The organism is Caballeronia sp. BR00000012568055, from assembly GCF_029439455.1.
Taxonomy (GTDB): Bacteria; Pseudomonadota; Gammaproteobacteria; order Burkholderiales; family Burkholderiaceae; genus Caballeronia.
The window spans coordinates 12,482-26,323 of sequence record NZ_JAQFVG010000017.1; the positions used below are offsets into that span (position 1 = coordinate 12,482).

Genomic DNA, 13,842 nt, shown 5'->3' on the forward strand with positions numbered 1-13,842 from the left:
TCGATGAAGAAGTGTTTCCGGTCTGCTCGCCGAGTTTCCTGGAATTGAACCGCGAGCCGAAGACGCTCGAAGAACTGGCGGATTTACCGCTGGTCGATTCCGATCCAACCTACGAAGGATGGATGGGCTGGGATGCGTGGTTCGAAGCGGTCGGTCATCGGCCACCGAAGTTGAATTACGCGTTGCGCGCCAGCCTCTATGGCGACGCGATCCACGCCGCGCGATTCGGCCAGGGTATCGCACTGGGCTGGGCGAGGATCGTGCACGACCTGCTCGCTTCCGGCGATCTCGTGCGCCTGCCGATCGCCACGTGGAAGCATCCCGAGTCGTATTACGTGGTGGTGCCGCACGGCCGCTCGATCACGCCGATGATGGAGACGCTGATCGAGTGGTTGCGCGAGGAAACGCCGGTGAATTAGCCGCGCATCGGGCACGCGGAAAAAATCTGCGGATTCACACTTGTGAAACGCAGAGCGACTCTCTATAATTCGCGCCTCGACAGGCTCGTAGCTCAGTTGGTTAGAGCACCACCTTGACATGGTGGGGGTCGTTGGTTCGAATCCAATCGAGCCTACCAACGAACAAGCAGTACCCGGAAGTGAAAAAGCGCCGCGTGTTTCATCAACACGCGGCGCTTTTGTTTTGGGTTCGGCTGAATCGCTATGAATCGCTATTCAAAGCAGTTTCTGAACGCCACCGCGACAATCACCGGCACCGTCATCACGAGCGGAATGGCGAAATACGGCACTTCCAGATCCACGACCCAGCTATACACCAGCCAGCCGATTCCAGCCGCCAGCGTAGCAATGCCAATCAGCGCAGTCAGCGTATTGAGCATGGCCGGCGACATGCGCTTTTTCGCCGGCTCGTTGCCCGAAGGTGTATCCATGATGGCGGGCGCGAAAGAAAGGTATAGCTACGATTTTATACCGCTCCACGCCCGCCGTCCCATCGCTCACATTACAACTCAGGCCAGCTTGATCGACGTCGCATCCGCCGTCAGATAGCCGACTGCCGCGCCGAAACGATCCTTGTAATTCGCGCGCACCAGCGGATCGAGCGTGGTCTGCACCTTCGCGTGCACGCTGCCCCAGTCGCCCGCGTGCTGGAAGTTGCTCATGATGTAGGTCCAGCCGTTGATCTCGTCCACCGCATGCAGACCGGTCGATTCCGCGCCCGCCGGCGTCGACATCACGCGCGACAGGGTTTTCGTATCGACGTTGTAAGCCCACAGGAAGTTGTTGATGTGCATGCTGCTGTCCTCGCCGATAAACAGCGTGCGCAGCTTCTCCGAGAACTTGAGGTTATCCGGATTGGCGATCTTGTCCGGATTCGCGGTATTGCCGAGCGCATCGGCGGTGGCGAGGTCTTCGCCGACCAGTGCAGCGGGCGCGCTCATATCGACCGGCACCCATTCGCTGTTGATCGCCGCGCCCGTCAGATCGCGTTGACCGCTTTTCAGGTTCAACGCGTACACGGCGCCGGAGGAAATCTGCTTGTCCAGCGCGATATCCATCGTGTGGACGCTGGTCTTGATCATCGACGAAGTGATTTGCGACATCGCCGTGTAGACGATCTTGTCCTTGGCATTGACGGTCGTGCCTTCGAGTTTGGTGAAGCCGAGGCTCGCGCCGCGCAGCGCCGCATAGCGATGCGTCTCCAGAAACGCCGCCGCCTTCTCCATGCCCGGCTTGATGCGAATCCAGTTGTACTTGCCGCTGTAGTGGATGCGCGTGTAGCTGGCGTCGGTCGGCGGATTCTTCTCGTCCGTGACGATATCCATGATGTCGGTGATCGTCAGCGTGTTGGCGAGTGCTTCGATTTCATCGCTGGTCGCGTGGCCGAGATTCATCCACGTGAGCGTAGCCGAGCCCGCGCCCGCCGATGACGTTTGCGCCCACTTCGCCACGTACAAGGTGCCGGCGGACAGGTCCGCTTCCTTGTCGGCGACGAACATAAAGAGGCCGCCGTTGGTGGCGTCATCGCCCATCATGACGGTGCGCTTGTCGGGCATCACCTGAATCAGTTCGTGCGAGATGCGGCCAAGGCAGTAGTGCTTCTTGACCGTGCCCGTGCCGTCCGGATTCACGGTAACTTCCGGCAGATGGCCGTAGTGATAGGCGCGTGCCTGCGTAGCGTTCCCATACAGGTTAGTGCTGTAGGCCTTGAATTGCGTGTTGGTCGAGAGCGTGGCGGCGTCCGGCTCGTACTCTTCGCTCGACAAATGCGTGTTCCACGGCGACAGGCTCGCGCCGCAGGTGATCCACAGACCGTGCGCTTTGGACGTATCCACGTTTGCATAGCTGACCAGCGTGAGCTTGCCCGTCGTCGGGTCCTGATCGAGCGTCAGCACGGCGATGGGCGACGGCAGCTTGCCGTACATATCTTCGCTGGAGAGATCGCGCGTGGTGTATTCGAACTGCACGACGGCGAACACGGCATTGCCCTTCACGCCCTTTACGGTCGGCTTGTCGATCTTGATGAGCGAAGTGCCGTCCGGGCAATCCGAATAGAACTGGCGCGACTGTCCCGACACCGAGCGGTCGAGAATCGGCTGATTGTTGATATCGAAATACCCGCCCGCGACGATGGTGCCGCCCGCGGTGTTCGTCACCGTATCGCCCGTGACGAAGAACGGCTGATAGGCGAGCTTGTAGGTACGGCTGCTGCCATCGGCGAAATTCGCGGTCATGGTCGATGCGACGGTGGTGGTGGCCATCGCATTCGGATTCGAGAAGGACGGCGCGGCCATGCTGCTGAACGATGCCGTCGTGAACGCAGCGACGGCCGTCACCGGCGCGGGCGCGGCGTCGTCGCTGTGACCGCCACAGGCGGCGAGCAGCGAAGTGGAAGCCAGGCCGAGCGGGAGCATCGGAGCGCCCGAGAGAATTTTGAGGGCCTTGCGACGGGAAAAGTCGGGGGACTGCGCCATGTGTCGTGGAGATCCGTTGTGAGGGTTGCACCGGCGAGTCGTGCTCTCGTCGTGGATCGTTCGCGAACATCGCGCGCTGGTGGGAGGCGCTAGCTTACGAAATATTTGTGAAATTTAATTGACAGGATTTGGTAATAATCTTTTTGCGCTCTTCATCCCCCCAACCGCCCCACTGCCTCCCGCATCGCTCTGACTGACACCGTCACGATCCCATCCAGCGGCGTATCCATCTCCAGAATCAAGAACACCGCACCGGAAGCGCATAAAGCACACATCCAGAACGCGACAATAATCGTCCCATTGCGCGGCGCGAGCACGCCGAACGTGCCGAAGATAATCGCCAGCCAGCCGACCAGCACGAACATCAGCGCCTTGGGCAACGACCCTTCCCGCCGCAGCAAAATAAGCGATCTCGCTGCGAACATTTCATCGTTGATGCGCAGCGCACGTGCGCGCAATTCGCGTTGCGCATCGGTCGATGGCTGCAAGCCGCCGATGCGATGCCCGAACTCCTCCATGCGTCCGATAATCTCCGGGCTATTCAAGCGCGCACTGCGCGTCGCATCGCGCGATGCGATGAGGTCGATCCAGTCTTCGTAATTGCGCTTGAGCGTGGCGCGCAAGGTCAGCGTTTCCGGCCCGTATTGCGCGAGCGTGCTGTCGAGGCGAATCATGTTCGCCGCGTTATCGATCAGGCTGTTATTGACGGAGTCGAACGAGCTTTTGGCTGAGGAAATGAGCAGGCCCAGCACCAGCGCCGTGATGGTGGCGACCAGACCGATCGCGAGTTTTATTGCGCTGGAGGATTCGTCGCTCAGGTGATGTTCGGGCAGCCGCGTAGCAACGAACAGCCCGACTAATGCGCTCAGAAAAACAATCAGGAATACGACGGATGCGAAGATCAGATGAGTCATTGCGCTTCTCCGTGACGTGCCTGTCGCGCATGATAGCGCGCCACACAGAAGCGCAACACCCGCTGAAAATCAGTGCACGGGCGCGAGTTCGACCAGCCGTTCCATCGGCACCGGGCGCGACAGCAGATAGCCCTGCACCTTGTCGCAACCGGCATCGCGCAGGCGTTCGAGCTGGTCCTGCGTTTCGACGCCTTCGGCCACCACGATCACGCCGAGTTTGTGCGCGAGATCGATCACGCCTTCGACTACCGTGTAGGTCATCGCATCGGTGGCGATGTTATCGACGAAAGATTTGTCGAGCTTGAGCAGGTCGGGCCGGAAACGCGCCAGATAGCTCAGACTCGAATAGCCCGTGCCGAAATCGTCGATGGCAATGCGCACGCCCATTTCACGCATCGCGGACAGGACGGCCTGCGCATCGTCGAGATTTTCGATCAGTGCGGACTCCGTAATTTCCAGCGTGATGCTGCACGCTTCGATGCCGCGCCGCTTGATCGCCTGCTTGAGCACGGAGACCAGACGCGGATCGCGGAACTGTTTCGGCGATACATTCACCGCCATCGAACGCACGGCGGGCATGCTCGTCGTCAGTTTGGATGCAGCATGCACGGCTTCGCGAATGATCCAGTGTCCCGCATCCATGATCAGCGGGCTTTCTTCCAGCACCGGCACGAATGCGCCCGGCGCGAGCAGGCCGAGTTGCGGATGGTTCCATCGAACGAGTGCTTCGACGCCGGCGAGTTCGCCGGTTTCCACGCTGTATTGCGGCTGATAATGCAGCACGAACTGGTCGTCGCGAATGGCATCGCTCAATTGCGATTCGAGGTGCGCGCGCGCCAGATCGTTCTTCTCGCGCTCGCCGAACACGCGGAACGTATTGCGTCCCGCGCGCTTGGCGGCGTACATGGCCATGTCGGCGCTGATAAACAGTTCTTCCGGCGTGCGGCCGTGCTCGGGGAACAGCGCCACGCCGATCGAGCACGACAGCGTCACGCTCTTGCAGCCCACACGTATCGGCCGATGGCATGCCAGCGAAATGCGTCTGCACGCGCGCTCGATGCGTTCCTGATCGAACACGCCCGGCAGCACCACAGTGAACTCGTCGCCGCCGGGGCGCGCCACGATCGCGCCTTCGGGCAGCGCGCTCTTGATGCGCTCCGCGATCGCGGTCAGCACAGTGTCGCCGGCGCTGTGACCGGCGGTATCGTTGATAGATTTGAAGCGGTCGATATCGACGAACAGATACGCCAGCGGCTCGCCGGTGGCGCACCGCGTAACCAGCGCTTCGGTCATGGCGTTGCGGTTGTGCAGCCCCGTCAAACTGTCGATATTCGCCAGCCGATGCAATTCCTGCAAGTGCATGCGCTCGGCGGTGGCATCGACACACACGCTCACCACGCGCGACACCGCGCCGTTTTCGATCACCGGATAAATATCCGCGCGCACCCAGCGCGTGCGATCGTCGGGCAGCGCAAGGCGGAAATAGCTTTGCGTCGATTGGCCGGTTTTCACGGCGCTTTTCATCTTGCTGCGCAGTTCGGGCATGTCTTCGCGATGCACGCGCTGCGCCCACGCGGTCTCGTCTGCTTCGAGCGCGGAGATCGGCATTTCCCACATGCGCTCGAAAGCCGAACTCACGTGCAGCAGTGTGCGGAAGTCGGCGCTGGCGGTCCAGAACACGGCATCGACGTGATCTTCCATGTCTTTCTGCACGCGCGCATTGCCGCGCAGTTCGTCGATGATCTTCACTTCCGTAGTGATGTCGCGCGACTTGCACAGCACCGCCGTGACCTTGCCGTTTTCGCCGACGACCGGCGCAAAACTCGACGTCCACCACTTCATCGCGCCGCCGAAAGTGCGGCACGAACCCGAGAACGACACCGACTCGCCCGCCTTCGCGCGATCGAACGCCTGCTGCGCGTCCGGTGTATCCCACAGGGCGATCCAGTCGAAGCCCACCAAAACATCGGTGGAACTCGCTTCGATCAGACGGCGGCCCGTCTCCGAAATGCAGACGATACGCCCGTCGAGATCGAGTAATTTGATGCAGTCTTCCGCAATCGACAGCAAACCCTGCGAGATCTGATTGGCCGCGAAAATCTTGCGCCGCGCCGACTGCCCCTGATGCACGAACACCATCGCGCCGGCCGCGCTCATCGCCAGAATGTCGTTCCAGGGTTGCGGCACGAAAAGCGAGGCCGCAGCCATCGCCACCACGGCGACGAACGCGAGCCCGAGCCGGTCGAAGCGCAGCGCCCATTCCAGATAGGGCAGACGCTTGGCGACCGTATCGCTCATATGTCCGAGAAAATCACTCGCTCTTCCGTGCACCGCTTCAACCCCAGCCTTGGTCGGTAGATGAACTCTGAGGTGTTTGTCGGCGCGATCGGCAAATTCTTTAGACCAAAGCTTGCGGGCCTGGCAATCAGCAGAAAAACTTACGCGTCCGGCTTACCGAGAGCGGAAGCAATTTCCTTGGCGAGCGCCTGCGCGGAATATGGCTTGTGGAGCAGCGTGACATTGGGCCGGAGTACGCCGTCACGCGTAATGATGTCGCGCGTGTAGCCGGACACGTAGATGACCGGAACCGGCGGAACCTGCGCGAAGGCCCATTCGGCTAAGTCGGCGCATTTCACTTTTCCCGGCATCACCACGTCGGTCAGAATCAGTTCCACGCCGATACCGCTTTCCAGCACGCTCATCGCGGCATCGCCATTGGCGGCGCGCAGTACGGTGAAGTGCATGGTTTCGAGAATCGCGACGGTGGAAGACAGCACGGCGGGATCGTCATCGACCACCAGCACGGTCGCGCCGCCGACCGATGCGGTGATCGACACCGCTTCCGGCGTCATCGATTCGATCTCGATACTGCGCGGAAACAGAATCTCCACCGTCGTGCCCACGTCAACCGTGCTCGACACCGCGATATGCCCGCCCGATTGCTTGACGAAGCCGAACACCATCGACAAGCCGAGTCCGGTGCCGTGTCCTTCGGGCTTGGTGGTGAAGAACGGTTCGAAGGCGCGCTCCAGCACGTCCGGCGTCATGCCCGAGCCGGTGTCGGACGCGGTGAGCCGAACGTAGTCGCCGGGCCGCAGTTCCTTGCCTTCGCAGGCGGCGTCGTCGAGGGTTTCGTTGGCGCAGGCGAGCATCAGACGGCCGTCGCCGCGCATGGCATCACGCGCGTTGATCGCCAGATTCAACAGCGCGTTTTCCAGTTGATTGCGATCGACGCGGAAGTTCCACGGATGATCGGGCAGCATCGTCGTAATGGTGACGGATGCGCCTACCGCGTGCTGCAACAGCTCGTGGAGTTCATCGAACAGACGGCGCGGATTGATGACCACCGGCGACTGCGGCTGCCGCCGCGCGAACGACAGCAATTGCGACGCGAGTTTTGCGCCGCGCTGCACGGCATCGAGCGCGGCTTGTATGCGTTCGGGCACGCGCGGGTCGGTAGGCGGCATGTACTGCATCAATTGCAGATTGCCGCTGATCGCCTGCAAGGTATTGTTGAAGTCGTGCGCGACGCCACCCGTCATGGCGCCGAGCGCTTCCATCTTCAGGCTTTGCCGCAATTGCGCTTCCACCGCGATGCGCGCCGCCACCGCTTCGGAAATCTTGTCTTCGAGACTGCGCGTCATGTCGCGCAAGGCTTCTTCGGCCATTTTCCGGTCGTGAATCTCGACGATCACGCCGGGAAAGCGCAGGGGATGCCCCGCTGCGTCGAACTCGCAGCGCCCGGACGCGAGAATCCAGATCCAGCCCGCATCCAGCGTGCGAATGCGATATTCCGCGCGATACGGCGAACCATCGCGCACCGTCTGCGCAATCAGCGAGGTCACGCGTTCGCGGTCGTCCGGATGGATGATGTCGATCGCGTTTTCAATCGGAAATCCCCCTTCGACTTGCTGCTGCGTAAAAGAGAACGTGCGTGCGAAACGCTCGTCGCCTTTGACGCGGTTTTCCTGAATCTCCCACACGAAGGTGCCGCGCACCGCGCCCGAATTGAGCGCGAGTTGCAGGCGCTCGTCGGCGGCGCGGAATGCGGCTTCGGCCTCGGCGCGCGTGCGTTCCAGCCGCATGCGTTCGGTGGTATCGACGACGATGGCGAGCACGCCCACCGGCATGCCGTCGTTCGATGCCACCGGGCTGTAATGCAGGTCCAGAAATACTTCCGCCGGCGCCGCATTGCCGCGTTCGAGCAGAAACGAAATGCCGTGATACGACAGCGATTCGCCACGCAGCCCGGTTTCCACCACATTGCGGTTGAAATCGCTCGCTTCCGGCCACGCGTCGGTAATCCGCATGCCGAGAATGCGCGGATGGCGCGTGCCGGAAAAGCGGGCGTAGGCGTCGTTATAGAGCAGCGTGCCTTCTTCGCCCCACAGCACGGCCATCGGCAAGGCGTTGCGCAACATCACCTGCACGACGGAGCGCAAATGCTGCGGCCAGTCGTCGATAGGACCGAGCGGCGTCTTGCGCCAGTCGAAATCGCGGATGGCGCGGGCGGACTCGCCAATCCATGAATCGAGTTGAACGTGATCGGAAAACGTAGAAGTCAAAAGCAGGTCCTTTGAAGCGGGCAGCACGCGACGCACGGCAGTGGTTTTCAGAATGCTATCGCGTGCGGCGCGCTTTGCCCGCTACTGTTACTTTTCAGGCTTAGGTCGCCGCACCGCGCGAATCTTGCCGGTACGCCCGCCGCCGCAAAAGAAATGCTCGCCGCCATCCGATTCCAGTCCCGACACGCCCGTGCCTTCCGGCATCGCCAATTTTTCGATGACTTCGCCCGTTTGCGGATCGATGCGCCGCAATTCGCTTTCGTCGCTTTCCCACGTTGCATGCCACAGTTCGCCCTCGACCCACGTGACGCCCGTAACGAAACGATTCGACTCGATGGTGCGCAGAATCGCGCCGTTCTGCGGATCGATTTGATGGATCTTGCGCGCCTGATACTGCCCGACCCACAACGTGCCTTCGGCCCACGCGAGGCCCGAATCCGCGCCGCCGCCGGGCGCGGGAATGGTGCCGAGCACGCGGCCCGTGCGCGGATCGATCCTCTGGATGCGGTCTTCGGCAATCTGATACAGATGCTCGCCATCGAACGCGGTGCCTGCATGCGCCTGCACATCGAGCTTGCGGGCGCGTTCGCCGGTTTCGGGGTCGAGTGCGTTGAGGGCGTCGCCGCTGGCGAACCAGACGCGTTCGCCGTCGAAGGTGACGCCGTGCACGCCTTCGACATCGGCAAAAGGACCGTATTCGCGAATGATCTCTGCTTCAGCACGTTTCATGTCGTTCGCTCCGTTTCGTGGTTGACCGTGCTTTTGATGCTACTCATTCACCCACGCGGCCGGGAGTAACAAGGCCGTCGTGAAACCGGGCATCGGCGGCATCATCCATTTTCTGGCGCGGCCGTGGCCAATTGCCTGCACTTTTCCCGCCGATGCCAGCGCATCCAGCGCGCGCTGCACGGTGCGCTGGCTCGCGTTCAATGCGAGCGCAAGCGCGGAACTGGACCACGATTCGCCATCCGATAGAAACGCGAGCAGTGGCGCATGATCGTCATCCACGGGACGCGCGAGCACGACCACTTCCTGCGCAAAACGCGGTGCGAGCGCGAAACCTTGCGGCGTCGCGTGGATGCTCGCCAGCGGCTTCAACACCGTACGCAAGCGGCCCATTTCGACCCGCAGCCGCGCGCGATGCGTCTCGTCCAGATGGCGGATGCGAAACGCCCGCGCAATCAGCGTTTCGCGCGATACATCGTGCGGCCACGCTTCGCCTAGCAGCCGCGCGAGCGTGAACAGTACGGGACGCGTGGCGAGCGAGACGACCTGATCGGCCGCGTGCACGCCGTTGCGGCAGGCATCGATCACGAGCGCGGGCGTTTGCAGCAAGGCTTCGACTTCACCGAGCAGAAGCGGCCGTTGCGTGCCGCGTGCGATCAGGCGCGCGGCGGGGGCATCGAGTAAAACGCGCGCGGCCTCCACTTCCGCACTGAGCGATGCAATGCCCGAGCGCCGCGCCGCCGCTTCCGCTCGTGCCAACGCCGCGCGCGCGGGCAAGGTGCGCAGCCGCCGCATGGCGATGCCCGCCTCGATCAGCGCCTGCACGGCTTGCGAAGCGGGCGGCAGCGCTTCCGTATCGAGCGCGGCGAGTTGGCGCTCGGCCTCGTCGAGTCGGCCGATATACGCGAGCCGCCGCACATCGAGCGCACGCGCATGCGCCGCGTTGACGCGATCGCCGTGTTCCTCAAGCGTTTTTCGCGCGTGATCGAGCGCCTTCGCGGGCCACGCCAGATCGCGCGAGGCCAGCGCAATCTCCGCTTCCGCGACTACGCATCGCGCACGCGCCACGGCTTCTTTCGCGCCGAACGCGCGCGCCGCGCTGCGCACCAGCGCCTTCGCGCGCACGAAGTCACCGAGTTGCGCCATCGCGATTCCGCGCAGCGCAAGCGCGGGGGCATCGCCACGCAGCGCGACGCGATTCAGTGCGCCGAGCGGATCGCCTGCTGCGAGTGCGCGTGCCGCTGCGGTGATAAGCGAGTCCATTTCTTATGCGGTCCTTTCGTGAGGTTTTTGTAATCGATGTGCACCGCTAACGATCATGCTGTAAAAGCCAAGCTGAATATTTTTCCTCTGACCAATCGAAATGTTTACCCTGACTCGTACTTCCTACTGATTTTTTTCCGAATATTTTTTTTCTTCTTTCTACTACCTTGCCGATGAAAGGCGAGGATTTCGCAATGTGAAGCAGACGTTGAAAACAGTCGGACATATAAATAACAGAGTGAGAATGAAGCGATGACGAGCGCGTTGACGGTCTCTATTTGCCTGCCGACCTGCAATCGGCCTGACTTGATCGTGCAGTGCCTGGATTCCTGTCTGGCGCAGCGCTATGCGCAGCTTGAAATCGTGATCGGCGACGACTCGCGCGACGATCGCACCGAATTGCTTATTCACACGCGCTACGCCAGCGACGCGCGCATTCGCTACACGCGCAATGAAATGCCGCTTGGGCAAGCGCGCAATGTCGCAAGCCTTTTCGAGCGCGCAAGCGGCGACGTCATCATGCTGATTCATGACGACGACTTTCTCGCCGAAGACGCTGTGTCGCGGCTTATAACGCTGTGGGAAGCGTATCCGCACTTGCAGGTCGCGTTCGGCAATCAATATGAAGTCGATGCGAACGGTCAGGTCAATCTTCAGCAAAGCGCAATTCTCAACGAAGCGTTTTATCGCACGCGCGCCATGCAGGGCTTGCAGATGCAGCCCGGCCGAACCGGCATCGTGCAGATGTTCCCAAATAACGGGTGGATGGCGCTGGCATCGCTCGTCAAGCAAGTGGGTTATCGCGAAGATGTGGGCGCGTGCTGCGATTACGTGTTCGGCGTGCAGTTATGTCTTGCCGCCACGCACATCTATTACCTCAACGAGTACGTGTCGTATTACCGCAAGACGGCGGCGTCGGTTTCGCTAAGCACGCGCAATTCGACATCCGCTGCTTCGCTGCATGCCTACGAATTTCTGATGAAGCTTTCGCTCAATACAGCGCTCGAATCTGCGCGGCGTACCGCATTGCGTCGTCTTGCGCCGATTGTTGTCTCGCTGCACGCCAGGCACGATTCGCCTTTAGCCGCGTTACGCGTCGCGCTCGATCATCCCGATGCCTACGCTTACGGCTTTAGCCTCAGGCTTTACTACCATCTCTCGCTGATCGCCCGCGCGATGATCGCCGTGCGTATCCGGCAGCGTCCGTCCGCGCCCCGTTTTCCATGAGCCTAATCCGCTCAAGTCGTTCTTTCCGATGTCGTTATACAGGCGCGGACGCATGCATCGCCGCCTGTATTCGCGTAAGCAACGCGAAGCAGTCACTTCGGGAAGCACTTCGGGAAAGCTATGTTTTCGACTATCAAGGGGCGTCTCGCCCTGGCCATGATGCTGTTGAGCGCGCTTCTTATCGCGATCGGCGTCGTGGGTCTCATCGGCATGAATCGCTCCAACTCCGTTACCTACGAACTCTTCACGAATCAAATGCCGAGTGCGGTATCGGTCGGCAATGCAGAGATGTATATGGCGCGCGAGCGCCTGAGCTACGATCGCGCGGCGCTCAATATCGGCACGCCCGCAGCGGATGAAGCGATTGGACGCGGCGCAGTGATGCGCAAAACCTCCGACGACGCATGGGCGAAATACAGCGCCTTGCCGCAGGAAGCCGACGAAAAAGCCATTGCCGATAAATTCAACCAGCAGCGTGTGGCGCTGCAAAAACTGATCGACCAAGGCTACGCCGATGTGCGTGCGAAAGATCAGGCAAAGGCCAGCGCGGATGCGACCGCCATGCAAGTCGCATTCAACGACTTCGCGAAAACCGGCGTCGAGTTGCGCAAGATTCAATTCGAGCAGGCACAAGCCGCTTACGATGCCGGACAAACGCAATTCTCGCTGTTCCGCACCATGAGCATGATCGCGATTTTTATCGGCGTGATTGCGGCGGGCTTTACGTGGTACTCGCTGCGCCGTCGCATCATGGGTCCGCTCGATGCTGCGCTCACGCAATTCGGCGCCATTGCACAAGGCGATTTGCGCCGCGACGTGAAGGTGACATCGAACGATGAAATGGGCGAATTGCTGCGCGGTCTGGCGACCATGCAGGCATCGCTGGTCGATACGGTGCGCTCGGTGCGTTCGGGCAGCGAGTCGATTGCTTCGGCCACCAAACAAATTGCAGCGGGCAACGTCGATCTTTCATCGCGTACGGAGGAACAGGCGTCTGCGTTGCAGGAAACCGCATCGAGCATGGATCAACTCACCGGCACGGTGAAGCAGAACGCCGACAATGCGCGTCAGGCGAGCGTGCTGGCGGCGAATGCATCGGAAATCGCGGGCAAGGGAAGCGATGTGGTCTCGCAAGTCGTCACGACCATGGGCGAGATCAACCATAGCTCGGCGAAGATTGCGGACATCATCTCAATCATCGAAGGCATTGCGTTCCAGACCAATATTCTTGCGTTGAACGCAGCGGTCGAAGCGGCGCGCGCCGGTGAAGAAGGACGCGGCTTTGCCGTGGTGGCAGGCGAAGTACGCACACTGGCGCAACGCTCTTCCGCTGCGGCCAAGGAGATCAAGGAATTGATCGATACATCGGTGAATCGCGTGCAATCGGGCGCGGCACTCGTCGATGAAGCGGGCCGCACGATGAGCGAAATCAGCATGGCGGTGCAGCGCGTGACGGACATCATGGGCGAGATCGCGGCGGCGTCGGAAGAACAAAGCAGCGGTATCGAACAAGTGGCGCGCGCGGTCACGCAGATGGATGAAGTGACGCAGCAGAATGCGGCATTGGTCGAAGAAGCGGCGGCAGCGGCGCAATCGCTCGAAGATCAGGCGGGTGCATTGCGGTCGGCTGTGCAGACGTTTCGCTTGCTGGAGGTTTAGTGCTAGGGGATTACCTTTCCCCAGGGACCGATAGCGGACAGCTTTAAGATTATTCGCAAAGACGTTAAGTGTACGAAATAGCATACTCGCAGGCTTTATGTCATCTGGAGCGCGACGCGGCCTCGGCAACCCAAGCCTCGTTTGCGGTCTGCTATTTCGTCGAGGAAATTGTCTGTGGCTTTTAATACGACTGAAGTTCTGGTCGCCGGCATCGTTGGCGCACTTGCGGTAGGTGTCGGTCAGTTGGGCGTGTTCGCGTACCAAACCATATTCAAGAAGAAACTAAGTCCCAAAATCGCACGTTTAGTGCCGGTGGCGCTTCTTGCTGCCAGCATCGTGCCCGCGCGCACATTCGTTACACCAGCCGTTGAAGAGTATCAGTTCCAAAAGAAGCTTACCGACGACAAAATGTTCGCGGCGTATAAACAGTATTACCCTGCCGAGTTCGACGCGTTCGTTGCAGTGGCCAAGGCCGACCATCGCAACGGCACTAGCATTCAAGAGCAGCACGAAAAGGCCTATCAGGCAGGACAGAACATGGTGTACCGGCATGTGT

11 protein-coding genes and 1 tRNA gene are annotated in these 13,842 nt (G+C 60.8%); 5 read left to right on the forward strand and 7 right to left on the reverse strand.

The annotated features are described in order from the left end of the window. Together P7F28_RS01815 and P7F28_RS01820 are read left to right on the forward strand one after the other, a co-directional pair. A partial coding sequence (locus tag P7F28_RS01815; RefSeq protein WP_277182730.1) for a LysR substrate-binding domain-containing protein occupies positions 1–419 on the forward strand: 419 nt, incomplete at its 5' end. Positions 420–500: 81 nt separating this feature from the next. Beyond that, positions 501–577: transfer RNA gene (locus P7F28_RS01820), tRNA-Val, on the forward strand. Between the two features lie 93 nt (positions 578–670). Here the strand turns inward: P7F28_RS01820 and P7F28_RS01825 are convergent. The 7 genes from P7F28_RS01825 to P7F28_RS01855 all read right to left on the reverse strand — a co-directional run bounded on the left by P7F28_RS01825 (position 671) and on the right by P7F28_RS01855 (position 10,400). Continuing rightward, positions 671–889: a hypothetical protein gene (locus tag P7F28_RS01825; protein WP_277182731.1), complete on the reverse strand. Its 219-nt coding sequence runs from the start codon at positions 887–889 to the stop codon at positions 671–673. Between the two features lie 78 nt (positions 890–967). Then, positions 968–2,932 (reverse strand): PhoX family phosphatase, encoded by a 1,965-nt coding sequence (locus tag P7F28_RS01830; RefSeq protein WP_277182732.1) that lies wholly within the window; start codon positions 2,930–2,932, stop codon positions 968–970. A 152-nt stretch (positions 2,933–3,084) separates the two neighbouring features. Next, a complete protein-coding gene (locus P7F28_RS01835) occupies positions 3,085–3,846 on the reverse strand; it encodes a hypothetical protein (protein WP_277182733.1) in 762 nt (253 codons plus the stop codon). A gap of 69 nt (positions 3,847–3,915) precedes the next feature. Continuing rightward, on the reverse strand, positions 3,916–6,144 hold the full coding sequence (locus P7F28_RS01840) for an EAL domain-containing protein (protein WP_277182734.1): 2,229 nt from the start codon (positions 6,142–6,144) through the stop codon (positions 3,916–3,918). 140 nt (positions 6,145–6,284) lie between these two features. Continuing rightward, positions 6,285–8,411, reverse strand: coding sequence for a hybrid sensor histidine kinase/response regulator (locus tag P7F28_RS01845; protein ID WP_277182735.1), 2,127 nt, complete (start codon positions 8,409–8,411; stop codon positions 6,285–6,287). Between the two features lie 87 nt (positions 8,412–8,498). Further along, the gene (locus P7F28_RS01850) at positions 8,499–9,140 is read right to left on the reverse strand and encodes a DUF5074 domain-containing protein (protein WP_277182736.1); all 642 of its coding nucleotides are present in this window, start codon (positions 9,138–9,140) and stop codon (positions 8,499–8,501) included. A 39-nt stretch (positions 9,141–9,179) separates the two neighbouring features. Beyond that, a complete protein-coding gene (locus P7F28_RS01855; RefSeq protein ID WP_277182737.1) occupies positions 9,180–10,400 on the reverse strand; it encodes a helix-turn-helix domain-containing protein in 1,221 nt (406 codons plus the stop codon). Positions 10,401–10,652: 252 nt separating this feature from the next. Between P7F28_RS01855 and P7F28_RS01860 the strand changes: the two genes are divergently transcribed. From P7F28_RS01860 to P7F28_RS01870, 3 genes are all read left to right on the forward strand, one after another. Beyond that, positions 10,653–11,627: a glycosyltransferase family 2 protein gene (locus tag P7F28_RS01860; protein ID WP_277182738.1), complete on the forward strand. Its 975-nt coding sequence runs from the start codon at positions 10,653–10,655 to the stop codon at positions 11,625–11,627. A gap of 120 nt (positions 11,628–11,747) precedes the next feature. Next, entirely contained in the window at positions 11,748–13,286 is a 1,539-nt protein-coding gene (locus P7F28_RS01865; protein WP_277182739.1) for a methyl-accepting chemotaxis protein, read from the forward strand. 174 nt (positions 13,287–13,460) lie between these two features. Next, positions 13,461–13,842 (forward strand): hypothetical protein (locus tag P7F28_RS01870; protein ID WP_277182740.1); only part of this gene is annotated, 382 nt, incomplete at its 3' end.

Coding starts and splice junctions, on each gene's coding strand:
- P7F28_RS01825 (WP_277182731.1), bottom strand. CDS start 889: ATGGATACACCTTCGGGCAACGAGCCGGCGAAAAAGCGCATGTCGCCG.
- P7F28_RS01830 (WP_277182732.1), bottom strand. CDS start 2,932: ATGGCGCAGTCCCCCGACTTTTCCCGTCGCAAGGCCCTCAAAATTCTC.
- P7F28_RS01835 (WP_277182733.1), bottom strand. CDS start 3,846: ATGACTCATCTGATCTTCGCATCCGTCGTATTCCTGATTGTTTTTCTG.
- P7F28_RS01840 (WP_277182734.1), bottom strand. CDS start 6,144: ATGAGCGATACGGTCGCCAAGCGTCTGCCCTATCTGGAATGGGCGCTG.
- P7F28_RS01850 (WP_277182736.1), bottom strand. CDS start 9,140: ATGAAACGTGCTGAAGCAGAGATCATTCGCGAATACGGTCCTTTTGCC.
- P7F28_RS01855 (WP_277182737.1), bottom strand. CDS start 10,400: ATGGACTCGCTTATCACCGCAGCGGCACGCGCACTCGCAGCAGGCGAT.
- P7F28_RS01860 (WP_277182738.1), top strand. CDS start 10,653: ATGACGAGCGCGTTGACGGTCTCTATTTGCCTGCCGACCTGCAATCGG.
- P7F28_RS01865 (WP_277182739.1), top strand. CDS start 11,748: ATGTTTTCGACTATCAAGGGGCGTCTCGCCCTGGCCATGATGCTGTTG.